Here is a 21,296-nt window from a genome sequence, read left to right on the forward strand (position 1 = left end):
GGCCCCCCCCCCCCCCCCCCCCGGGGGCGGGGTGGGCCCCCCCGCGCCCCGGGCGCTGGTTGTGGTCACGCCCCCCCCCCCCCGGGGGGGGGGCCCTGCCGACGCGCGTCGGCAGGGCCCCCACCGGGATCCTGAGGGCGGCTTCCCGCCCGACCTCATTCGGCCACGGGGTCGGTGCCGCCGAGCGGCACCGACGCGGTCCGGAGCGGAGTGGGACCGCCCACGCCCACGGACTCACCCGTGACGAGCCCGGGCCTGACGCCCTGCATCACGGCCGGCACACCGGTCCTGGTCAGGCCGAACGGGTACCGGGCGGTGACGCCCGGAACCCGGGCGCACTCACCGACGCCGGGCGGGACGGGCGCAGGGCGAGGGCAGCGATCCGTCGAGGACGTCCCGCAGACGGATCCGGTCCGTGTACGTGGAACTGTCGCGAAGAACGGCGAGCCGGACCAGGGTGATCAGAGCTGTGCTCTGGTCGTCCCCGTCGCACACGGTCAGGTACTCGACCCGGGCACTCGCCATGACGGCCAGAGCCACCTCGACGGTCATGTCGTCACATACCCGAGGCCCGTGCCCTTCGATGTCCTCGACCGCGGTCACGGGGGCGGGGTGCGGCATGCCGTACTGCGTCAGCGCTGGCGTCAAGGATGTCTCCCTCGGTAAGGGCCGGTCGGCTTGGTGGTCCTTGCGGCCCCGGAGGTCACTGAGTCTCCCGAGAGGCCACGGGGCTTTGGGGACTGTGCCGGCTCTAGGCGGCCGAGTCGTTGCCGGGCCGCCGCTGTGCCCTGCGGCGGCCCCCCGTGCCGACGGGTCGGCCCTGGCCGGTGCGGTCCCGGCGTTTCCGGGACGGCGAAGACGTGCGGCGGGTGCGTTCCACGACAGGCGCGGTGATGACCACCGGGACGCCGGAGGGCGCCTGGGCGCCTGTGATGCGGCTCAGCTCCGCCTCGCCCGAGCGGACCGGGGTGACGCGCGGGCTGATGCCGGCTGAGGCCATCAGCCGGGTCATGCCGCGGCGCTGGGCGGGGGTCACCAGGGTGACGACGCGGCCGGACTCCCCGGCCCGGGCCGTACGGCCGCCACGGTGCAGATAGTCCTTGTGGTCGCTGGGCGGATCCACGTTGACGACCAGGTCGAGGCTGTCGATGTGGATGCCGCGGGCCGCGACGTTGGTGGCCACCAGGACGGTGACGTGACCGTCCTTGAACTGAGCCAGGGTCCGGGTGCGCTGCGGCTGGGATCTGCCACCGTGCAGGGCCGCGGCGCGGACACCGCTGTTCAGCAGGTGCTTCGTCAGCCGGTCCACGGCGTGCTTGGTGTCCAGGAACATGATGACCCGGCCGTCCCGGGCCGCGATCTCGGTGGTCGTGCGGTGCTTGTCCACGTCGTGCACGTGGAGTACGTGGTGCTCCATCGTGGTGACGGCGCCGGCCGACGGGTCGACGGAGTGAACCACCGGGTCGGTCAGGTAGCGGCGGACCAGCAGGTCGACGTTGCGGTCCAGGGTGGCCGAGAACAACAGCCGCTGGCCCTCGGGGCGCACTTGGTCGAGCAGGGCGGTGACCTGAGGCATGAAGCCCATGTCGGTCATCTGGTCGGCCTCGTCGAGCACCGTGACGTCGACGTCGACGAGCCGGCAGTCGCCCCGGTCGATGAGGTCCTTGAGCCGACCGGGCGTCGCGACGACCACCTCCGCGCCGGCCCGCAGCGCACCGGCCTGCCTGCCGATGGACATTCCGCCGACGACGGTGGCTAGCCTCAGGCTCACGGAGCGGGCATAGGGAGCGAGCGCGTCGGTGACCTGCTGTGCCAGCTCACGGGTGGGGACGAGAACCAGGGCCAGCGGCCGACGCGGCTCGGCGCGCCGACCCGCCGTACGGGCCAGCACTGCGAGGCCGAAGGCGAGGGTCTTGCCCGACCCGGTGCGGCCGCGACCGAGTACGTCACGGCCGGCCAGGGAGTTGGGCAGGGTCGCCGCCTGGATCGGGAACGGTACGGTCACGCCTTCATGGCCGAGCGTGGCCAGCAACGGAGCCGGCATGGCGAGATCGGCGAACGACTCGACGGCGGGCAACGCGGGCGTGACCGTCTTCGGCAGGGCGAACTCGCCCCGCGCCTGCTGTCGGTTTCCGTGCCCGTTGGAGCGGCGCGGAACGCCGGAGCGGTCGTATGTGCGATTGGTGCGTGCGCGAGTGGTACGTGTGCGGTTGATGCGGAACCATCCTCGATGCGGGCACGTATCAAGGAATTTCCGCAGCAGAATGGCGGCGCAGAGAATCGCGAGAACGGGCCGAAAAATGACAGGGGCGAATTGGCGAATCACCCTGGGAACGAAGCGAGCTGGGGCCCGCACCCCCAGGTGCGGGCCCCAGCTGCGAAAGTATGCGTCAGTGCCGGTGCGTCAGGCGGGAACGATGTTCTCGGCGGTCGGGCCCTTCTGGCCCTGCGCGATGTCGAACGACACCTTCTGGCCTTCCAGCAGCTCGCGGAAGCCCTGGGCGGCGATGTTCGAGTAGTGGGCGAAGACGTCGGCGCCGCCGCCGTCCTGCTCGATGAAGCCGAAGCCCTTTTCCGCGTTGAACCACTTCACAGTGCCAGTAGCCATGTTGTTTCTCCTTCGGAGGCGGTGTACGGGAATACGCCCTGTGCGCATTCCGTGTCGCCGTGATGATCAGCCGTCGGAAAAACCTTCTGGCAACCACACCTGCAACTGGGTTCGACAGTAGCACGGTGCGATCGGCCTTGCGCGGTGGGAAAATCCGCTCCGCCGGGCGGTCGAGGAATACTCGCCGTACCCCGCAGCTATTTCTCATTTCACGGGCACAGATATTGCTGTCCGCGGGCGCGGCTTTCCTGCCATGACGTCCGCCCACAGCCCTCTGACCTCCCTCGACGGGACATGTGCCGCTGCCGCCGCCGTCAGCGGATGGCACAGCGGCGAACGCGCCCCGAGGCTCCCGTCCTGCAACAAAGGTCACATCCCCCGTGAAGGCGGTGGCGGGCGTCTTGTGCGAAGTCCGGTCGACGGTGATCAGGACCGCGTCGGTCAGGTGGATCCCGGAGATTCCGGGGCCACGGGGAGTGCGTGGGAGGGCGAGGCGAGTCCCGTGTTCGCACCGCTCCCGAAGACGGGTGGTCCTCATGACCAGCTCTGGTTCACCCCCTGATTCCCCGTATCTGCCGAGCGGCGTTCACCGGACTGTGCGGCCGGGGTGCGCATTCGCCGACGCTGTGAACGTGGCGCTTGCCGCCGACTACGACACCGACGCGATCCTCACTCTCGACCGACGAGACTTCCGGGCCGTACGCCCGTTGGGCCGCTACAAGGCGTTCCGGGTACTCCCCGACGACCTCCCGCTCTGACGCAGCACCCTCGACGGTCAAGTGCCCGCTCCCACAAGGGGCTTGTGCACCGCCCGCGACGAAGCACGTGGCCCGCGGCCGGGAAGAGCCTCATGCCTGCGAACGCAGTCTCGCTGTCGGTGGCCGCGCACGTCGGCCACCGAGCGCGCCGCCCGTGGAACAACAGGCTGAGGTCCTCTAGCAGAGCCGGACTGCGACGTGAACCGCTAAGCCGCAGGTCAACGGTGGGTTCCAAGGCCGGGGGTCGTTGCGCCTGCGGCCACCACCCGAGACTCCGTGCCCTCCACGTGCCCGATCTTCGCGCGCCCGGAGGGCTGTAAGTTGCCGGAGAGTCCCGGCAACAAACAAGCCCCAGGGCGCTGACCTGGGGCTTCAAGAAGAGCGGGTGACGAGAATCGAACTCGCGCTCTCAGCTTGGGAAGCGACGGCGCTTGGGTGGGTTCATTGGATCTGACCTGCACAGATGCCTTTCTTCGGCAGCGGTCGTGAGGGTGGGATCGCGCCGTTGTTGACCGTGGTTGTCCGCTCTTATGGGCACGCTGTGGGCACGGATGCCGTCAGCGGCGGGGGCCATGCGTGCGTGCGACGCCTGCGCCGATCGGACCGCATCGACTCTGGGGCTGATCTGGAATGCCCGTTGCGACTGCACATGCCGGGTTCCGACACTCTGCCGTGGACTCGTGAATGTTGGTGACGTATTCTTCTATGTACATCACCAACATTGCGAGGAGGTGTCGCGTGTCTGTGACGCAGATCGACATCGACGACGACGCCCTGGAACGCGCCATGGCTCTGTCCAAGGTCAGGACCAAGAAGGAGGCGGTCAATCTCGCCCTGCACTTCTACGCCGAGCAGCAGGAGCGCGCGGCGCGCATCAGCCGTCACTTCGAGCGTGCGCGTGAGTGGGGTGCCGTCGCGGACGCAGAGCGTCTGCACCGGGCGGAGAAGCACAGCCGGTGATCTACTTGCTCGACACGTCCGGCCTGGTCCGGCTGCTCCGGGACTCAAAACTTCAGACGGCTTGGTACGACGCGATCGACGCCGGGGCCATCGCATCCTGTTACGTGCAGCGAGCCGAGTTCCTGTACAGCGCCCGGAACGCCCGCGAGTACGACGAGATCGCGGAGATGTTCACCGACCTCTATCCCGATGCGGCGGTGCCGAAGAACGCGGGGCGTTGGATCAGCGCGGTGCAGCATCGTATGGCCCAGGCTGGGGAGCATCGCAGCGCCTCGGCGGTGGACCTCGTCATCGCCGCCACGGCAGCCCACCACGGCCTCGCTGTCCTCCACGACGATGCCGACTACCGTGCCATTGCCCGGCACGCATCCGACCTGCTCGAGCACAACGTCCACGACATCGCCTGAGGTGCTTTCCTCAAAAGGACATCGGTAACCGTCGCCTCTGCTGGGTAGCGACATCCTTCAGCCTCGCTGTGGAACGACGGGCTGAGGTCTGCTGGCGGAGGCAGGCTGCGAACCGCTGAGCCGCAGGTCAAGGATGGGTTTCATTGCCGGGGGCATTGCACCCAGGGCCACCACCCGAGACCCCCTGCCCTGCGTGTGCCCAATCTTCCGACGAGGGTTGTTTGTTGTGCGGTAATCCGCAGCCACCCGGGCCGGCACGGCCGCCGTCTCGTCGTACCCCGAGATCGCTCCGTCTCGCGCCTCGAACGACGGGAGTTGCCCACGCCATCACCCTTTCGGGAGACGCTTTCCGCCGAACTCGCCGTGCGAACTGAAGTTCCGTGAGGGGGGCCGCACGGAACGTGAGGGAGACCGGCCAGCCGATCGCCGAGGACGTGAAGCACCCGGGCAGCAACGAGACCACCCTGGAGAGCTGGAAGAAATCCGTGTGTCGAAGATGCGCCGTTCCCCGTACGCTCCGCCTAGCCAGGATCATCTGGCAGAGGGGCTGAAGAAGATGAGCGAGCGTATCCCGGCCGCAGATGGGGTGGCCGACAGCGGGGCAAGGGAGAAGCGGACAGAGCGGCGCCTGGTCTTCCGTCCGGTGGCCAACGGCCTGGACTACCTCTACGACGTCATCAACCGGCTTGTCCCGCCCCCGAAGGGCGAGGTCAACGACCGCGACCTCAAGTACGCGCTTCTGCACCTCCAGGCCGGCGCCGAGGTACTGCTCAAAGCTCGCCTGGAGTTGGAGCACTGGAGCCTGGTCGTCGACCAGCTGTACGGCAAGGACAAGATCACCGCCGCCCGGTTCCGGCTGGGCCGCTTTCACACCATCGGCGTGTCCGAGACCCTCGAACGGCTCGATCAAATCGCCGAAGTCCGCCTCGAGAAGGCCCACAAGGAAGCACTGTCCCAGCTAGGGGAGACACGCAACGCACTCCAGCACTACGGCCTGGACCAGTCCGCCGCCGCCGTGCAGAGCCAGGCCGTTGCCGTCCTGGACTTCCTCATTCCCTTCGTCCACGAGCAGATCCTGCCGCACCTGCACGGGGCCGAACGGGAGGAGGCGGAGGACACCCTGGTCCGTATCCGTGAGCGCCTGCGCGGCATTGAGGAGCTCGTGGAAACCCGGATGGCCCGGCTGGAGCGCGAGCTCGCCCCGTACCTTGACACCATCGTCAACTGCCCGGACTGTTTCCAGCGGGCGCTGGTTGTTGGCACGGGCGACACCTTGCGGTGCCGGTTTTGCTTCGCCTCCTGGGACGCACCGCAGGGGGCCGCCGAAGCCTTCATCCTCACTTTCGGCAACGGAGGGTGGGCCGACGATTCCCCGTCGGAAGGCTCTCGCTGCCCTGAATGCAGCGACGAGGGTGTGGTTGTCTGCCTCGGCGTCTCCATCAGGGGACTGTCCCTGCTGTGTTTCGACTGCGGCGCCGACCTTGACGGCTATGGAGTTTGCGACGGCTGTAACGCCCTCTCCCCCCACGGCTCCAGCAGCCTGGTCCCTGGCTACTGCGACGAGTGCACGGCCGCCCGCCTCAAACGATTCTGACCCTTGTGGCACGGGCATCCCATCTCCAACCCGGCCGGGGAGAGACGCCGCGCCCAGGCGAACACTCAGGCTTGTGCGGCCGTGGGTTCACCAGGCTCGGCAGCCGCGCTTGGCGGCGTCGTCCTCCGCCTGTCGCCGGCGTACATCGCCGCGGCGTACGACACCGGGGCGACCCTGGTCCGCCTCGCCACCGCCAGCCACGGCCACGACGCCCGCGCGGCCGACCCGTGGGTGGACAAGTACAAGCCCGCCTCGGGACGACCACGTACCACCCGAACGAGGCCGGCATGAAGGCCGCGGCCTCCTTGGTGAAGTCCGTGCCGGGGTGACCTTCGCGTCGGGTACCGGCACCCTGCGCGGGCGCACCGACTGGCAGCGTTCGTCGGGGAACGGCAGGCTGAGGGCTCTCTCTACGCGATCTTGCATTGCTCGGCGTGAAACCGCAGGTCAGCGGTGTGCGCCGCGATGGGAGCAGCCCCGCCATGGTTCCAACCAGCGCTTGTGCCCTCCACGTGCCCAATCTTCGAGCGCACCCTGTGATGCAAAGCGCCGGAAAGCCAGTGGAAAAAAGCAAACCCCAGGTCGCTGACCTGGGGCTTCAAGAAGAGCGGGTGACGAGAATCGAACTCGCGCTCTCAGCTTGGGAAGCTTGGGTCTTCCACGGGCGATTGCTGCGCTGACCAGTGGCGAAACTGCTAGCGGGGCCGGGCCGGTCGGCAGCGCACTCCCCGCCATTCCCCGTGGTTCTCCGCACGACCTGGCACGGGTCTGGCACGATGCTTCGTCCTCGGTCTCGGCTTCACAGGACCAAGTTCAGCGCAGTTGCAGCAAATAGCAGGCCAACTCCAGCCAGGAGGCCGCGTAGCGCCTCGTACAGGTCGCCGTAGGCGGTCCAGCAGTCGATGCTGCCGTCGTCGTACAGGCTGCCCATGTACCAGTCGTCGTCATCGACAGGCTTCACGAGACACAGGCTGTGCAACCCGAGAACGATCTCCGGGCGTGGCATCTCGTGGACCTCGCCGACGCTGACCCACTTCACTGGCCGATCGGGGGCCAGGGCGACAGCCTCTGGGTCTCCCAAGACATCGCGGATCTGCTGAAGAGTCCAACCGCGGGGGAGCCGTATGCCTGCCATCCGTGGATGATCCCACTCGCCACGTGAGGATGGGTCGCGGGCAAGAGCACGCTCGCGGGGCGCTTGCTTCTTCTTGCCCTGGGTCTGATCGGCCCGTTTTTCACCCCAGGTCAGGCGTGTCTACCCCCCCAACTGACCAGCGGTCGAAGGGTTGTTGATGGTCGTTGTTGGTCGTCATCGGTCACCCTTGGACGGCCCACAGACGGCCCGGCTCGGGGCCCGCCGGGCGGCTATCGCTAGCGGTCCCCCCCCGCTAACGTTAGCGGGGGTGATAGCGGACCAAAGCGGGTGTGACCTGTGCGTTAGTGGTTAGCGGGCGCCTGGCGGCCGAAGCTTCGAACCGCTCTCCGGAACCCGCCGTCGGCATACTGCTCAAGACTCTGACGATCTTCGGTGGCGGTGCACCCGGTAGTCGAGATAGGGTCAGGGTTTTATGAACAGGCTTGCTCGCGCCATTGTCAGCTCTGCTATAGCCACAACGATATCGATGGCTGGAATGCTGGCTACAGCTGGCACATCATCCGCTGCATCGTGGGACCATGTATGGTCCGGAAGCGGAGTCAAGGTCTATATAAAGGAGCATGGAGACTATATCTCCGTGTGCGATACATCTAAGAATAATCACTCGGCTGCTCTGGTCACCTATAAATATACCATAATAGCTAGCGGTGGAGCGGGAACATGCGCGCATCGCTCTGCTAGCCAAGGCAGTAAGTATAACCTTCCTGAAGGCCAGGATATCGAGGTCTCTTACGCCGGAACGGGCGGTCGTAGCGATACATATTACTGGAAGGATGCCGGATTTTTCAACGATCACTAATGTTAGAGGTCCTGCATAAAAAATAGCTGCTCGACTAGAAATAGTTTGTCGAGCAGCTATTTTTTATGCATGGATAACACTGAGCATTTTCCAACCTCGCACTGAAGCTGCGAGGCGGAGCATCTGGACGAAAACCGCTTGCGGTCAAGGGTGGTGATCGCCCTACGGTTGCTCCCCGTGACCATGGAGATGCCCTACCAGCCACTTGCGATCGACCAGTCCGACGTGCGCTACATCCACGGACCTGATTCCTCTCTACAGCCGGGCGTGCCCGCCGGTGAGACGGTCGAGTTCGAGTGGAGGGGCAGTGAGGTCTACCCGGGAACCTTCCGGAAGTTCTGGGTACACGTGCCTGCACAGTACGACCCAGCCGAACCGGCATCCTTGATGGTGTTCCAGGACGGATGGTGGTACCTGGACCCCGCAGGGGAGGTACGCGGCGCGATCGTCCTGGACAACCTCATTCACAGCGGCGACATCCCCGTCACCATCGGCGTGTTCGTCGATCCTGGCGTCTTCCCCAACGCGGAGAATCCGAAGAACCGCAACAACGAGTACGACGCCTTCGACGACCGGTACGTCACCTTCCTCCTCGCCGAGATCATCCCGCAGGTTGCGGTGCGTTATGCCATCGCCCAGTCGCCCGAAAGGTGGGGTATCTGCGGCGGGAGCAGCGGCGGCAACTGTGCCTTCACGGCCGCCTGGCTGCGTCCGGACAAGTTCCGCCGCGTCATCGGATACCTGTCCAGCTTTGCGCAGATGCCGGCCGGCAATCCCTACCCAGACCTCATCTCCCGCGTTCCCCGCAAGCCGCTGCGCATCTTCATGCAAGGCGGCCACCGCGACCTGCACTGGAATGAGCCACAGTGGAACTGGCTCGCCGAGAACCTGCGCGTGGCAGCCGCTCTCGCTGAAGCGGGCTACGACTTCCGCCTAGTCCTGGGGGACGGCGGACACAGCCCCAACCACGGCGGTGTCCTGCTTCCGGACGCTCTGCGCTGGCTGTGGCGTCCCAACGAGGATTGATCGATACACGCATCATCCAACCTGGCACCGGCTGCGGTGAGGTGAGCTGCGCCCTGGTCGCATGAAGGCGTGAAGCTCCTGCTAGGCGAGTTCATAACCAAGATCCCTCGCTTGTCCAGGAGCGCCGCCGTGCTTGCCTACCCGTCCGCGATCGACCTGTCCAGCTCACACCTGCGCTTCCTGACCGGGAAGCTCGCCGAGCGCCGCCGACGGGTCGGCACCCGCTGGCGGCGCCTGCCCCCCCCCAATCGGCAGGCCCTGCTCGTCCTGGCCCACCTGCGCTGCGGTGACACCTACACCCGGCTCGCGGCCTCCTTCGGCATAGGTGTGGCTACGGTCTACCGCTACATCCGCGAGGCCGTGGACCTTCTGGCCACGCTGGTTCCCACGCTTCAACAGGCCCTCAAGCGCGCGGCAGCCAAGGCGTTCGTGATCCTGGACGGCACCCTGTTGCCCATTGACCGGATCGCCGCCGACCGGCCCTTCTACTCGGGCAAGCACCGCAAACACGGCATGAATGTCCAAGTCCTCGCCGACCCGTTCGGCCGCCTGCTGTGGGCCTCTGCCGCGCTGCCCGGCGCCGTGCACGACATCAAGGCGGCCCGCACCCACGGCATCATCGACACCTTGGCCGAGGTCGGCCTGGTTTGCTACGGCGACAAGGGCTACCAGGGCGCTGGCGGCACCGTACGGGTGCCCTTCCGTGGCAAACACCGCGACCTTTCAGTCGGCCAGCAGGCCGTCAATGTCGCTCACGCGCGCATCCGTGCCGTCGGCGAACAGGCCATGGCCACCCTGAAGAGCTGGCGTCTCCTGCGCAAATTGCGGTGCAGCACCACCCGCATCACCGGCCTCGTACAGACCGTCCTCGCCCTTCACATCACATGGGTCTGAGATTGGAAAAGGCTCACTATTTCTAGAAGAAGTGAAGGGCCGGGTCTCTGACTGCGGCCGCGTAATCGATCAACGCTGCGACCTGCGAATTAGCCGTCGGTGAAATCACCTCCGACATCTGGGGCCTGCCCGACCATGAACGGCCCGTGCCCATCGTGCTGTTCGTGGACGAGGTGGCCGAACTCGTCCTCGTCGTCACGAAGAAGGACGAGGAACGCCGAGACGAGATGGTCACCCAGCTCATCCGCCTTGCTCAGCTCGGCCGCGCGGCCGGCATCTACCTGGAGGTCTGCGGGCAGCGCTTCGGCTCCGAACTCGGCAAGGGCGCCACCATGCTCCGCGCCCAACTGACCGGCCGTGTCTGCCACCGCGTCAACGACGAAGCCTCCGCAAAGATGGCCCTCGGCGACATCGCACCCGAAGCGGTCATGGCTGCCTGCTCCATAGCCCCCGAACGGCCCGGGCTGGCCGTAGCGGGCGACACCTCCGGCGGCTGGTCCCGCATCCGCACGCCGTACCTCTCCCTCGGCGACGCTGCCGAGACCTGCCGCGAGTCGGCCCACCTGGTGCCTGCCCGCACTGAAGCCCTTCCGGCCCGACGTGCCGGTACGCCCGGCCGAAAGCGTGGCCCCGGTTGTCCTGTCCCGCCCGGTGACCGACTGACCTTCCACTGCCCGTCTCCGGAAGGAGCCGCCACATGCCCGCTCACCTGGCCCGTGTCGACGCGGTGCTCGTCCGGGCGACCGCCGAGCTGCTGACCGACGCCATACGCACCGCCACGGCCAAGGCTCGCGCGGATGGACCGGCCATCGACGGCCGCGCCCACACCTTCGCCTTCGGCCGCCAACTCGACATCCGCACGATCCGCTCGGCCGACTTCAACGGCGGCCAAGCTGACCGAACGAGCCGTCGCCGCCTACATCGCCAAGTACGCCACCAAGGGCGCCGAGACAGCGACGGGAGCTCTCGCCCGCCCGCTGAAGTTCGCCGCCGAACTTGCCCAGCTCGACATCAGCGACCACGCCCGCCGCCTGGTCCGCACCGCATGGTCGCTCGGCGCCCGCAAGGACCTCGAACACCTCCGCCTGCGCGCCTGGGCCCACATGCTCGGCTTCCGCGGGCACTTCTCCACTAAATCCCGCCGCTACTCGACCACCCTCGGCGCCCTCCGCGACGCCCGCGCCGAATGGCGCCGAGCCCAAGCCACGGAAGCGAACCGGCCCGACCCCGAAACGACATACGTCCTCGCCCACTGGGTCTTCGCCGGAACCGGCCTGTCCAACACCGAAGCCTGGCTTGCCGCATCCCTCGAACCCGCCCCCGGAACGGAAGGAGAGCCCACCGCATGAACGACCGCTACCTGTCCGTCGACCAGGTGGCCGAGCTGCTCTGCACGACCGCCCGCTTTCCCCGGCGGCTGATCGAGGAGCGGCGCATCCGGTACGTGAAGGTCGGCCGGCATGTCCGCATCCCCGAGAGTGTGGTCGAGGAGTTCATCAAGTCCCGTACGGTCGAGCCGATCCGGCAGCGTCGTGGCGCACTCCGGAGGGTTGCCTGATGGTCAACAAGCGGGGGAGACGGCGCCGCTTCGGTGCGATGCGGCAGTACCGATCGGGGCGTTGGACGGCGTCGTACCTCGGTCCGGACGGTGAGCGGATCCGCGCTGAGGAGACGTTCGAGACGAAGAAAGACGCGGAAATCTGGCTGTCCCAGGTTGAGGCGGATCTCAGTCGCGGGGACTGGCGCGCTCCCGACGCCGGAGCGGTCAACTTCCGTGTCTACGCGGAGAAGTGGGTCGAGGAACGGGAGCTGGCCGTTCGCACCGAGGACCTGTACAAGCACCTCCTTCGGCTCTACATCCTCCCGGCCTTCGGGGCGCTGGACCTGGACGAGATCACCGCTCCCCGCGTCCGTGAATGGCGGGCCGAGCGCCTCCGCGTCACCGAGGCGAAGACGACCGTCGCCAAGGCGTACCGCCTCCTCAAGGGCATCCTGGAGACGGTTGTCGACGACGACTTGATCAACCGCAACCCGTGCCGGATCAAGGGCGCGGGCAAGGAGTCCGCCGCCGAACGGCGCATCGCCACCGTCGCCCAGGTCGACGCCCTCGCCGACGCGATCGGGATCCGCTGGCGGCTCATGGTCTACCTCGGCGCCTACGGTCCGATGCGTCCGGAAGAGCTGGCCGGCCTCCGCCGCCGGGACGTCGACCCCGACAACCTCGTGATCCGCGTCCGCCTCGCCGAACCCGAGCGGACCAACGGCAAGAGGGCCCCTGGCCCGACCAAGTCCGACGCGGGCGCTCGTGTCGTCGTCCCGGCCTTCCTGCACAAGGAGCTGAAGCAGCACCTCGCCTGGTTCGCAGAGAAGGAGCGGGACGGCCTCCTCTTCATAGGCGAGAAGGGAGCCCCGTTCCGCCGCTCGACCTTCGGCCGCAAGTGGCGCAAGGCGAGGACCAAGGTCGGCATGCCGGACAACTTCCGCTTCTACGACCTCCGCCACACCGGTAACACCCTCGCCGCCGACACGGGCGCCAAGCTGAAGGACCTCATGGTCCGTGCCGGCCAGTCCTCGGAGCGGGCCCAGCTGATCTACCAGCACTCGACGGCGAAGCACCAGCGAAAGTTGGCGCAGAGCATCGACGTGGAGGTGCGGCAGCAGTTGCGCGAGTCGAGTGCGGGGTGGCAGCAGGCACGCGAGGCGTAGTCGTCCACTGCAGGGCAGGCACGGGGTTCTGAGCGAAGGAGAGGTGAATCCGTCCCGCGCTATAGCATCTTCAATGGCATACTCGGAGTCATGGCTGACGACGTGGACTTCCTCCCCGGTGACGGTCCCACCAGTGGCATCTCCGTCACTCTGACCGCAGGCACCCTGCAGGCGATCCGTGAGCGGGTCGGCAAGCGGGGCGTCTCCGCATACCTGGAGATGGCGGCCCAGCGGCAGATTGAGCAGGACAACCTTGATGAGCTGATCGCCGACTTCGACACGGTGCACGGCCCGGCCGACCCGGAGGCGGTGGCGGCCAAACGTGCGCGTCTGACCGGCGGCACCTCGGGCGCCGGGGCGGCCGCGTGAGCGGGGTCCTGGTCCTGGACAGCGAGGGCCTGGCGAAGGCGGTGCAGCGGGACCGTGAAATCCACGAGTGGCTGACGGCAGCCCGCGACGCCGACCTGCCGGTCGTCACCTCCGCGGCCGTCCTCGTCGAGGTCATCCACCCGAAGATCAACGAAGCCGCGCTGAAGTGGACGCTGTCCCGGATCCGCGTCGAGCCGGTCACACAAGGCTTGGCGCAGGCTGCCGCCACCCTGCTGCGGTCGGCGGGGCTGCACGGCCACAAGTACGCCATCGACGCCATGCTGTGCGCGACCGCGCTCCAGCATCCTGGCCGGGTGACGATCCTGACATCCGACGTCGAGGACATTGGTCTGCTCACCGCCGGGTATCCACGCGTGCTGGCCGAGAAGGTGTGAGGGAAACGCTGCGACTCCGTCGTCCAGTGAGCGCGGGCTGTACCACCGATTGCGCCGAGATCCCGCCTGATCGAAGGCGTCTCGGACGCCGCCCTGGCTGGCCCGGTCCCCTTCGGCGGCGGCGTGCCCACCGGAACCCCGGCTCGCTGCCGCAACGTCGCCGTCGGCTACTACGCCATCACCGCGTTCCGGGCGCTGCCACTGCGGCCCAGCCGTTCACTCAGGAAACGGGAGCAGTGTTCACTCAGTGGACGCTCGCGCTGTTCACTCAGGAAACGCACCCGTTCCACCTCTCTCGCGGCAGCATCACGGCCCTGGCCCTGGCGCTTTGCGTACGCGACTTCACTACCCTGTCGCCCACGGGTGGCGCAGGTCACAGAAAATGCGTCTCGCCATTCGAGACAAAAAGTTGACGTGCCATCAGGGATGACCCTTCGGCGCCCTTTCGGTGGTGCATCGGCGCGACTTAGGGCACGCGGAGGGCACGCCAGCCCCGAATTGGATTAGACAACAAACAAACCCCAGGCCACTGACCTGGGGTTTCTCTCTGGAGCGGGTGACGAGAATCGAACTCGCGCTCTCAGCTTGGGAAGCTGATGTTCTACCATTAAACTACACCCGCGTAACACGGACGGACCTCGGTGGAACCGGTGGCCGAACGCTCGCTCACTGTACCTCATCGCAGGCCCTGGGTGCTCGGGACCCGGGGCCTGAGTGCGTTTCAGGGGCATGGGATCCGGCTGCGGGGGAACTGAGTTGGGGCGTACCGTGGGGGGCCGGGGTGCCGCCTGGAAGGCCGTCTCCTTGATCCCGTAACGTGGCTTTTGTCGTCAGGGCAGTCAGCCAGACGAGGCTCTTGGGGAAGGGACTCTGGGACTTGATGGAACGCACCGTCGTCCGCTGTGCCGATGGGCACGTGTTCAGCACCGCTTCGTTCCCGATGCAGCAGGCCGAGCGGCTCGGCCCCGGCCGGCTCCTCCGGTGTCCACGGTGTGCCCGGCTGCGCAGTGTCGTGCCGGTGGCTCTCGAGAAGCGGTAGCCGGCAGTAGCGGGCAGTAGCCAGAAGTAAACGCAACAGCAGTACCCCGGCGCGTGGAACCGTCACGATTGTTACGGCTCCGCGCGCCTTGCGTATCCTCGGGACGTGCTTCTCTCAGACAAGGACATCCGGGCCGAGATCGACGCCGGGCGGGTGCGGATCGATCCCTACGACGAATCCATGGTGCAGCCGTCGAGCATCGACGTGCGGCTGGACCGCTACTTCCGGGTGTTCGAGAATCACCGGTACCCGCACATCGACCCCTCCGTCGAGCAGGTGGACCTCACCCGGCTCGTGGAGCCCGAGGGGGATGAGCCGTTCATCCTCCACCCCGGGGAGTTCGTCCTCGCCTCGACGTACGAGGTCATCACGCTGCCCGACGATCTCGCCTCCCGGCTGGAGGGCAAGTCCTCCCTCGGGCGGCTCGGGCTCGTCACGCACTCCACGGCCGGGTTCATCGACCCGGGGTTCAGCGGACACGTGACCCTTGAGCTGTCCAACCTCGCCACGCTCCCCATCAAGCTCTGGCCCGGTATGAAGATCGGCCAGCTGTGTATGTTCCGGCTCAGCTCGCCGGCCGAGCACCCCTACGGCAGCGAGCGGTACGGATCCCGGTACCAGGGGCAGCGCGGGCCCACCGCCTCGCGTTCCTTCCTCAACTTCCACCGGACCCAGGTCTGAGGGCAGGGGGCGCCATGGGTGACGTCAGGGAGAACCTGACCTACGAGCGGTTCGGCGCCGCCGTGCGCGAACTCGCGCAGACCATCGCCGACGACGGGTTCGAGCCCGACATAGTGCTGAGCATCGCGCGCGGCGGGGTCTTCGTGGCCGGCGGGCTCGCCTATGCCCTCGACTGCAAGAACATCCACCTGGTGAACGTGGAGTTCTATACGGGTGTCGGGACCACGCTTCCCATGCCCGTCATGCTCGCTCCCGTCCCGAACGCCATCGACTTCTCCGACAAGAAGGTGCTCATCACCGACGACGTCGCCGACACGGGGAAGACGCTGAAGCTCGTGCGTGACTTCTGCGTCGACGCGGTCGCCGAGGTGCGGTCCGCCGTGATCTATGAGAAGTCCCACTCCCTCGTGAAGTGCGACTACGTGTGGAAGCGGACCGATGACTGGATCAACTTCCCGTGGAGTGTCCTGCCTCCAGTACATAAGTTGGGTGAGGCACCCAAGGAGAACAGGGAAGCGCTCTGACCTTTCGCTGAGTTCCGGCGCTGACCGCTGCGGTTCGTGCTTGTCGGTGTCAGCCGCTGGTGCCAGACGCCGTATGCAGTCTTGCCAAGGCTTACTTCGCCGCTCTACAGCACCGGTCCTACTCCTCCGGGTCCCACTCGCGGAGCAGGTCGAACAGACCTGCGTCTCCCTCGATCTGCAGGGAGTCCGCCGGGATACGGTCGTACACGAAGAGAACCAGCTCACTGGCCGTGCCGCGAACGGAGACGCCGGCCGCGTTCGGGCCCTCGTCGGCAGCGGCGACAGGCGTCGTGCCGGGCGCGGGGATACGGGTGGAGCGTGCGCCGTCGCCGTCGACCGTGAGGCGCCAGGAGTGGCCCCCGGCGGCGTGGAAGTCGAAGGCAGTGGGCTTGTGCGGCCAGGCACCCGTCGTGGCGACGCAGGTGAACAGGAACTCCTCGACACCGTCGAGTGCCACCTCATCCGGCAGCGGCTCCGGGGCACCCACAGTGACCTGGGCGTCGTAGGTGTGCACCGCCATCTGCTGGAGCTGGTGCCGGGCGACGGCGCCACAGGTCTCCGGCGACTGGGACGCACCCCACCACGTCCAGCAACCGCGATCCGGGCCGGCCTCCCGCAGTGCGTCCAGCAACTCCTGCGTCGACGCGGCCAACCAGGCCGACAGGGCCTCACGCTCCCGCGGCACCGCCGGGGCGCCCTCCGCCGCGGACTTGGCCGGAGCAGGCCCCGCGGCGACGGTGGCGGCCCAGTCGCGGCGCCCATCGCCGATGTGCTGCGCCAGATCGAACAGCGTCCACTCCGGGCAGGTCGGCACCTGCACGTCGAGGCTGGGCGCGGAGGCGATCGCGGCGCGGAAGGCGCTCGACCGTTCGTCGAACAGTCGCAACAGAACGGGGAACGTAAGTGTCGTCGTCACATGGACTCTCTATCACCGTGTTCCGACAATCGGACAGTGATTTCACAGCCGGGGCGGCGAGCGCGCGGCACGGGCCGACGGCGAGTACGACCGCCTGTAGAAGACCGCCAAGGCACACGAGCTGCACGACAGCCAGCGCAGGATCAGGCCTCCCCTGCCCGCCCGCTCCCGCGTCCAGCGAGAAGGGCCCCCGGCACGCAGCCGGGGGCCCCTCTCGCGTCGGTGACGGTGGACGGACGGTCGTCTAGAACGTCCCGAGCTTCACGATCGACAGCAACGCGATCAGCTGGATCGCCGACGCGCCCAGGGCCTTCGGCCAGGGCAGGTCGTGGGAGCGGCTGACCATCAGGGTCAGCAGGGCGCCCGCGGCGATCCAGGTGGCCCAGCCCAGGAGCTGGACGAAGCCGGCGTCGCCGCCGAAGAACATGGCGAAGACGAGGCGGGGCGCGTCCGTGACGGACATGATCAGCATGGACAGGCCGACGGTGGGCTGCCAGGCGCCGTCGCCGCCGAGCTGGCGGGCCAGGGTGTGGGTGACCACGCCCAGGATGAAGGACGACAGGACCATCGCGACGGCCGTCACCAGGACGATCGGGACCGCGTTGGAGAGCGTGGCGTTGATCGCGTCCGAGCGGGCGGTGTCGAAGCCGAAGACGGCGAGGAGGCCGTAGAGGAAGGTCACGATGAGGGCGGGGCCCCACATCGTGTAGTCCCGCATCCGCAGGAAGGTCTGGTTGGGGGCGAGGACGATGCCCCGCAGCAGTTCCTTCCAGTGCAGGGGCGGGCCGATCGGGCCGGACGGGGCCGCCGCGCCCGCGTGGTAGGTCTCGCCCTGGGTGTAGGAGGCGGCCTCGTCGACCGAGAAGGCCTGGGTGTGGCCCGGACTGTCGGCCGCGTACGGGTCCGGGGCGCCGCCCTGGCCCGGGTAGCCGCCTCTGTCGCCGTAGCCGTCGCCGAAGTACTCCGGGCCGTCGCCACCGGAGTAGCCGCCGCCCGCCTGCGGCCACTGGCCGCCCCCGCCCGCGGCACCGCCGTACTGCGGCCGCTGCTGCGGGTGCGGGTACGGCTGCTGCGCCGAGGGGTAGCCGTACGACGGCCCCTGCCCCTGCGGCGCCTGCCGGCCGTACGACGGTCCCTGCGGGGCCTGCCGTCCCTGCGGAGCCTGCTGTCCCCGCGGGGCCTGCTGTCCTTGCGGGGCACGGCCGTTCCGGCCCCCGCGTCCGATCCTGAATCCAGCCACGTCATCGAACGTACCTGGTTCCCGCGGAGTGACGTGCCGGGCCCGGCGTTCCGGCCCGGCTTTGCTGCCGACCTGTGACATCCCCTAAGGGGTCCCCCGAGGGGGTCAGCGGGCGGTCAGTGGGCGATCACGGAGCAATCACCGAACCGAAGTTCATGGCGGCCTTGAGGGAGACGTCGGGCGCGGTGAGGGACTTGGCGCCGGTCGTGGTGGTGCCGTTGGTGGTGCCGCGCAGGGTCCAGACGCCGCCCGTGCCGTTCTCGCCGTCGGCGCCCGCGACCAGCTCGGCCCTGCCGTCCTTGTTCAGGTCGACGAGGCGGACCGCGGAGCCGAAGTCGTCCCACTTCTCGGCGGTGCCGGGCACGCCCGAGGTGTCCTGGCCGTACGTCCTGACGCCCTTGGTGGTCAGCCCGGAGGCCGAGCCGTACAGGACGGTCACCGTGCCCGCGTCCCGTGCCGCGCCGAGGTCCTCCAAGGGGGCGCCCACGGCCACGTCGGCGTAGCCGTCGCCGTTGACGTCGCCGGTGCTCAGCGTGGCGCCGAATCGGTCGCCGGTCTCGCCGCTGCCGGGCACGCCCGCGGTGTCCTGGTGGACGACGGCCGGGGTCTGCGCGGGGTCGGGGCCGTCCGGGCCGCCGTACCAGACGGTGATCCGGCCGCCCTTGTGGCCGTTCGGGGAGTTGCCGGTGCTCGGGTCCTCGTAGTCGCCGAGGACCAGGTCGCCGTAGCCGTCGCCGTCGATGTCGGCGATCGAACCGGTGGTGCCGTCGGCGTCGGGCAGCAGGGTCGTCGTGTCCTTGGTGCCGTTCCAGCGGTGGTAGCGGACGACGCCGCCCTTGTCGGAGCTGGTGGAGTAGGTGTAGACGCGCTCGGGGACGCCGTCGCCGGTGAGGTCGCCCGTGACGATGTCGAAGGTGGCGCCCTCGTCGATCGAGCCGTGGGACTTCGGGGTGCCGGTGCGGGTGAAGGGGCCGCGGTGGACGTGGGTGTGGGTCTGCCCGGAGAGGGTCACGTCGAGCGCGCCGTCGCCGTCGAAGTCACCGACCGCGGAGCCCTGGGAGTAGCCGCCGTACCGGCCGAGGGAGGAGGCGGACGGCTGGGGCAGGGAGGCGCCGCCGGACAGGCCGGACCTGCCGCCCCAGACGACGGTGGCGGCGCCGACGCTGTTCTCGCCCGGGGCGCCGACGACGAGGTCCGCGTATCCGTCGCGGTCCAGGTCACCGACGGCGAGGCTGCTGCCGAAGGTGTCGCCGGCCTCGGCGGTGCCCGGGATGCCGGCCGTGTTCTGGGTGATGAGCGTCTTCTTCGCCGCCGACACCCCGGACGACGACCCGTACAGCACGACCACGGCACCTGCGCAGGACGCCGAGCCGACGTCGGTGCAGGGCGCGCCGATCGCGAGGTCGCGGTAGCCGTCGCCGTTGAAGTCGTACGTGACCTTCGCGGGCGCGGCCTGGGCGGCGGGCGCGGGCAGGGCGGTGAGCAGGCCGGTGGTGAGGGCGGCGACGAGCAGGGGGGTGCGCTGGCGCAAGGCGGGGGCTTTCCTGGGAGCGGCGGGGGACGGGCCGGGGCGGATGGCCGCGGGCCCGTCCCCCGTGGGTGTGGCGAGGGACGGGTACGGAGGCTCAGTCGGCGAAGGTGATGCCGAACTGCGGGGTGCCCGTCGTGGACACGCCGACGGCGCTCGGGGAGATGGCGCGGGAGCCGGTCGCGGTGATCTTCGTGCCGTTGGACGGCAGGTAGGTCAGCGCGCCGTCGTCGCCGTTCTCGGCCGAGCTCACGACCAGGTCGGCCTTGCCGTCGCCGGTGACGTCGTCGAGCTTGACGTCCATGCCGAAGCTGTCGTTCTTCTCGTCGTTGTCGGGCACGCCCGCGGTGCTCTGGGCGAAGGACTGGGCGCGGGTGGTGGTGTCGATGCCGGTGGCGGAGCCGTACAGGACGGTGACCTGGCCGGTGTCGGTGACACCGCCGATGTCCTCCAGCGCGGCGCTGACGACGAGGTCCTGGTAGCCGTCGCCGTTGATGTCACCGAGGTCGAGGTCCCAGCCGAAGCCGTCGCCGGTCTCCGAGGAGCCGGGTACGTTGCCGGTGTCCTGGTTGACGGACTTGGTCGTGCCGGGGCCGGAGGCCGTGCCGTAGGTGATGGCCACCCGGCCGCCCTTGGCGCTGTCGGGGACGGGCGTGCCGTCTTCCGTCCTGGTCTCCCAGCTGGCGCCGCTGACGATGTCGCCGAAGCCGTCGCCGTTGATGTCGCCGACGGCCGTGATGATGCCGGACTTGAGGACCTTGGCGGAGGACACGCTCAGCCCGTTGGCCGTGCCGGGCAGCCAGTAGTTGGTGTTCCAGCCGTGGCTGGTCCGCGCCTCGTACCCGTCGACGATCAGGTCGGTGCGGCCGTCGCCGTTGACGTCCCCGGCGGTCAGGTTCAGCGGGCCGTAGGGGAAGTCGTTGCGGCCGTTCAGGATCGGCGGCTTGACGGTCGTACGACCGCCGGGCGTGCCGGAGTTGCTGAAACCCCCCTTGTAGACGTAGATCGTGTTGGTGGAGTTGCCGACGGCCAGGTCCGCCTTGCCGTCGCCGTCGAAGTCGCCGGCGGCGACGTTCTTGCCCCAGCGGTCGTGGGCGCCGGGGGCCGGGTCGGGGACGTCGACGCCCTTGCCGGTGAGGCCGTTCGCGGAGCCCCACAGGATCGCGAGGGCGCCGCCGTCGACGTCGGTGCCGACCTTCTCGTGCGGGGTGCCGACGGCGAGGTCGTCGTAGCCGTCGCCGTTGAAGTCGGCGTACGCCATGACCGAGCCGAACATGTCACCGGCCTCGGCGGTGCCCGGGACACCGGCGGTGTCCTGGCTGATGGTGGTGCGCTTGGCGGCGGTCACGCCGGAGGCGGAGCCGTACAGGGCGACGACCTGGCCGGCCTCCTTGTGGCCGCTGACGTAGGCGGTCGGGGCGGAGGCCGCCACGTCGCCGATGCCGTCGCCGTTGAAGTCGGCCTTCGTGACCCTGGTGGAGTCGGCGGCCGTGGCGGTCGTTGCCGCGAAGGTGAGCAGACCGCCCGTCAGCGCGGCAGCGGTGGCCGTCGCGAGGGCGAGTCGCAGGGGTCTGTGCATGCGGGGTCTCCTGCAGCATGCGGGGATGCCGGGTCAGGGCATCCGAAGTCGATGGCGGGCGACCGTCCGGGGCGCGGCGTTCGTGCTCCGCACAGGAGCGGTCGGCGATCAGGAGAC

Annotated in this window: 20 protein-coding genes, 1 tRNA gene and 3 pseudogenes; 15 read left to right on the forward strand and 9 right to left on the reverse strand. The window is 68.4% G+C overall.

Features of this window, described 5'->3' with window-relative positions; translation table 11 throughout:
• Positions 1–339 precede the first annotated feature (339 nt).
• The 3 genes from ACH45E_RS09960 to ACH45E_RS09970 form a co-directional block, all read right to left on the reverse strand.
• The gene (locus ACH45E_RS09960) at positions 340–648 is read right to left on the reverse strand and encodes a CBS domain-containing protein (RefSeq protein ID WP_361446415.1); all 309 of its coding nucleotides are present in this window, start codon (positions 646–648) and stop codon (positions 340–342) included.
• 103 nt (positions 649–751) lie between these two features.
• On the reverse strand, positions 752–2,215 hold the full coding sequence (locus tag ACH45E_RS09965) for a DEAD/DEAH box helicase (protein ID WP_361446444.1): 1,464 nt from the start codon (positions 2,213–2,215) through the stop codon (positions 752–754).
• A 189-nt stretch (positions 2,216–2,404) separates the two neighbouring features.
• Positions 2,405–2,608, reverse strand: coding sequence for a cold-shock protein (locus ACH45E_RS09970; RefSeq protein WP_004986771.1), 204 nt, complete (start codon positions 2,606–2,608; stop codon positions 2,405–2,407).
• 617 nt (positions 2,609–3,225) lie between these two features.
• Between ACH45E_RS09970 and ACH45E_RS09975 the strand changes: the two are divergent.
• The 5 genes and pseudogenes from ACH45E_RS09975 to ACH45E_RS09995 all read left to right on the forward strand — a co-directional run.
• A pseudogene (locus tag ACH45E_RS09975) lies at positions 3,226–3,366 on the forward strand (VapC toxin family PIN domain ribonuclease); the annotation flags it as partial.
• A gap of 738 nt (positions 3,367–4,104) precedes the next feature.
• On the forward strand, positions 4,105–4,326 hold the full coding sequence (locus ACH45E_RS09980; protein WP_361446413.1) for a type II toxin-antitoxin system VapB family antitoxin: 222 nt from the start codon (positions 4,105–4,107) through the stop codon (positions 4,324–4,326).
• Positions 4,323–4,733: a PIN domain-containing protein gene (locus ACH45E_RS09985; protein ID WP_361446411.1), complete on the forward strand. Its 411-nt coding sequence runs from the start codon at positions 4,323–4,325 to the stop codon at positions 4,731–4,733. The genes ACH45E_RS09980 and ACH45E_RS09985 overlap by 4 nt, the downstream gene beginning before the upstream one ends.
• Positions 4,734–5,289: 556 nt before the next feature.
• Positions 5,290–6,327 carry a hypothetical protein gene (locus tag ACH45E_RS09990; protein WP_361446409.1) on the forward strand — a complete coding sequence of 346 codons (1,038 nt, stop codon included), beginning with the start codon at positions 5,290–5,292 and terminating at the stop codon, positions 6,325–6,327.
• An 81-nt stretch (positions 6,328–6,408) separates the two neighbouring features.
• A complete protein-coding gene (locus tag ACH45E_RS09995; protein ID WP_361446407.1) occupies positions 6,409–6,618 on the forward strand; it encodes a hypothetical protein in 210 nt (69 codons plus the stop codon).
• A gap of 508 nt (positions 6,619–7,126) precedes the next feature.
• Here the strand turns inward: ACH45E_RS09995 and ACH45E_RS10000 are convergent.
• Positions 7,127–7,462, reverse strand: a complete 336-nt coding sequence (locus ACH45E_RS10000; RefSeq protein WP_361446405.1) for a hypothetical protein — start codon at positions 7,460–7,462, stop codon at positions 7,127–7,129.
• Positions 7,463–8,465: 1,003 nt separating this feature from the next.
• Between ACH45E_RS10000 and ACH45E_RS10005 the strand changes: the two genes are divergently transcribed.
• From ACH45E_RS10005 to ACH45E_RS10040, 8 genes and pseudogenes are all read left to right on the forward strand, one after another.
• Positions 8,466–9,308: an alpha/beta hydrolase-fold protein gene (locus tag ACH45E_RS10005; RefSeq protein ID WP_361446442.1), complete on the forward strand. Its 843-nt coding sequence runs from the start codon at positions 8,466–8,468 to the stop codon at positions 9,306–9,308.
• Positions 9,309–9,437: 129 nt separating this feature from the next.
• Entirely contained in the window at positions 9,438–10,202 is a 765-nt protein-coding gene (locus tag ACH45E_RS10010; RefSeq protein ID WP_361446403.1) for a transposase family protein, read from the forward strand.
• 101 nt (positions 10,203–10,303) lie between these two features.
• Positions 10,304–10,865: pseudogene (locus ACH45E_RS10015) on the forward strand (FtsK/SpoIIIE domain-containing protein); the annotation flags it as partial.
• Between the two features lie 76 nt (positions 10,866–10,941).
• Positions 10,942–11,551 (forward strand): annotated as a pseudogene (locus tag ACH45E_RS10020) (replication initiator); the annotation flags it as partial.
• Positions 11,548–11,760, forward strand: a complete 213-nt coding sequence (locus ACH45E_RS10025; protein WP_361446401.1) for an excisionase family DNA-binding protein — start codon at positions 11,548–11,550, stop codon at positions 11,758–11,760. The pseudogene ACH45E_RS10020 and the gene ACH45E_RS10025, both read left to right, overlap by 4 nt.
• Positions 11,760–12,908, forward strand: a complete 1,149-nt coding sequence (locus ACH45E_RS10030) for a tyrosine-type recombinase/integrase (RefSeq protein ID WP_361446399.1) — start codon at positions 11,760–11,762, stop codon at positions 12,906–12,908. The genes ACH45E_RS10025 and ACH45E_RS10030 overlap by 1 nt, the downstream gene beginning before the upstream one ends.
• A gap of 90 nt (positions 12,909–12,998) precedes the next feature.
• Positions 12,999–13,277: a hypothetical protein gene (locus ACH45E_RS10035; protein WP_361446397.1), complete on the forward strand. Its 279-nt coding sequence runs from the start codon at positions 12,999–13,001 to the stop codon at positions 13,275–13,277.
• Positions 13,274–13,672 carry a PIN domain-containing protein gene (locus ACH45E_RS10040; RefSeq protein WP_361446395.1) on the forward strand — a complete coding sequence of 133 codons (399 nt, stop codon included), beginning with the start codon at positions 13,274–13,276 and terminating at the stop codon, positions 13,670–13,672. The genes ACH45E_RS10035 and ACH45E_RS10040 overlap by 4 nt, the downstream gene beginning before the upstream one ends.
• A 548-nt stretch (positions 13,673–14,220) precedes the next feature.
• Here the strand turns inward: ACH45E_RS10040 and ACH45E_RS10045 are convergent.
• A tRNA-Gly gene (locus tag ACH45E_RS10045) sits at positions 14,221–14,294 on the reverse strand.
• 522 nt (positions 14,295–14,816) lie between these two features.
• Here ACH45E_RS10045 and dcd point away from each other — a divergent pair.
• Together dcd and ACH45E_RS10055 are read left to right on the forward strand one after the other, a co-directional pair.
• Positions 14,817–15,392 (forward strand): dCTP deaminase, encoded by a 576-nt coding sequence (gene dcd / locus ACH45E_RS10050; protein WP_132856835.1) that lies wholly within the window; start codon positions 14,817–14,819, stop codon positions 15,390–15,392.
• Between the two features lie 14 nt (positions 15,393–15,406).
• Positions 15,407–15,916, forward strand: coding sequence for a phosphoribosyltransferase (locus ACH45E_RS10055; RefSeq protein ID WP_361446392.1), 510 nt, complete (start codon positions 15,407–15,409; stop codon positions 15,914–15,916).
• A 118-nt stretch (positions 15,917–16,034) separates the two neighbouring features.
• Here the strand turns inward: ACH45E_RS10055 and ACH45E_RS10060 are convergent, their stop codons facing one another.
• From ACH45E_RS10060 to ACH45E_RS10075, 4 genes are all read right to left on the reverse strand, one after another.
• On the reverse strand, positions 16,035–16,832 hold the full coding sequence (locus ACH45E_RS10060) for a maleylpyruvate isomerase family mycothiol-dependent enzyme (protein ID WP_361446390.1): 798 nt from the start codon (positions 16,830–16,832) through the stop codon (positions 16,035–16,037).
• 244 nt (positions 16,833–17,076) lie between these two features.
• Positions 17,077–18,072 (reverse strand): YIP1 family protein, encoded by a 996-nt coding sequence (locus tag ACH45E_RS10065; RefSeq protein ID WP_399040368.1) that lies wholly within the window; start codon positions 18,070–18,072, stop codon positions 17,077–17,079.
• A 127-nt stretch (positions 18,073–18,199) separates the two neighbouring features.
• Positions 18,200–19,603 (reverse strand): FG-GAP-like repeat-containing protein, encoded by a 1,404-nt coding sequence (locus ACH45E_RS10070; RefSeq protein ID WP_361446387.1) that lies wholly within the window; start codon positions 19,601–19,603, stop codon positions 18,200–18,202.
• A gap of 94 nt (positions 19,604–19,697) precedes the next feature.
• Positions 19,698–21,179: an FG-GAP and VCBS repeat-containing protein gene (locus ACH45E_RS10075; protein WP_361446385.1), complete on the reverse strand. Its 1,482-nt coding sequence runs from the start codon at positions 21,177–21,179 to the stop codon at positions 19,698–19,700.
• Between the last annotated feature and the right edge of the window lie 117 nt (positions 21,180–21,296).

The sequence above is a fragment of the Streptomyces sp. NPDC020299 genome, assembly GCF_044387825.1.
Lineage (GTDB): Bacteria > Actinomycetota > Actinomycetes > Streptomycetales > Streptomycetaceae > Streptomyces.

Coding starts and splice junctions, on each gene's coding strand:
- ACH45E_RS10000 (WP_361446405.1), bottom strand. CDS start 7,462: ATGGCAGGCATACGGCTCCCCCGCGGTTGGACTCTTCAGCAGATCCGC.
- ACH45E_RS10035 (WP_361446397.1), top strand. CDS start 12,999: ATGGCTGACGACGTGGACTTCCTCCCCGGTGACGGTCCCACCAGTGGC.
- ACH45E_RS10030 (WP_361446399.1), top strand. CDS start 11,760: ATGGTCAACAAGCGGGGGAGACGGCGCCGCTTCGGTGCGATGCGGCAG.
- ACH45E_RS09970 (WP_004986771.1), bottom strand. CDS start 2,608: ATGGCTACTGGCACTGTGAAGTGGTTCAACGCGGAAAAGGGCTTCGGC.
- ACH45E_RS09990 (WP_361446409.1), top strand. CDS start 5,290: ATGAGCGAGCGTATCCCGGCCGCAGATGGGGTGGCCGACAGCGGGGCA.
- ACH45E_RS10075 (WP_361446385.1), bottom strand. CDS start 21,179: ATGCACAGACCCCTGCGACTCGCCCTCGCGACGGCCACCGCTGCCGCG.
- ACH45E_RS10005 (WP_361446442.1), top strand. CDS start 8,466: ATGGAGATGCCCTACCAGCCACTTGCGATCGACCAGTCCGACGTGCGC.
- ACH45E_RS10025 (WP_361446401.1), top strand. CDS start 11,548: ATGAACGACCGCTACCTGTCCGTCGACCAGGTGGCCGAGCTGCTCTGC.
- ACH45E_RS10055 (WP_361446392.1), top strand. CDS start 15,407: ATGGGTGACGTCAGGGAGAACCTGACCTACGAGCGGTTCGGCGCCGCC.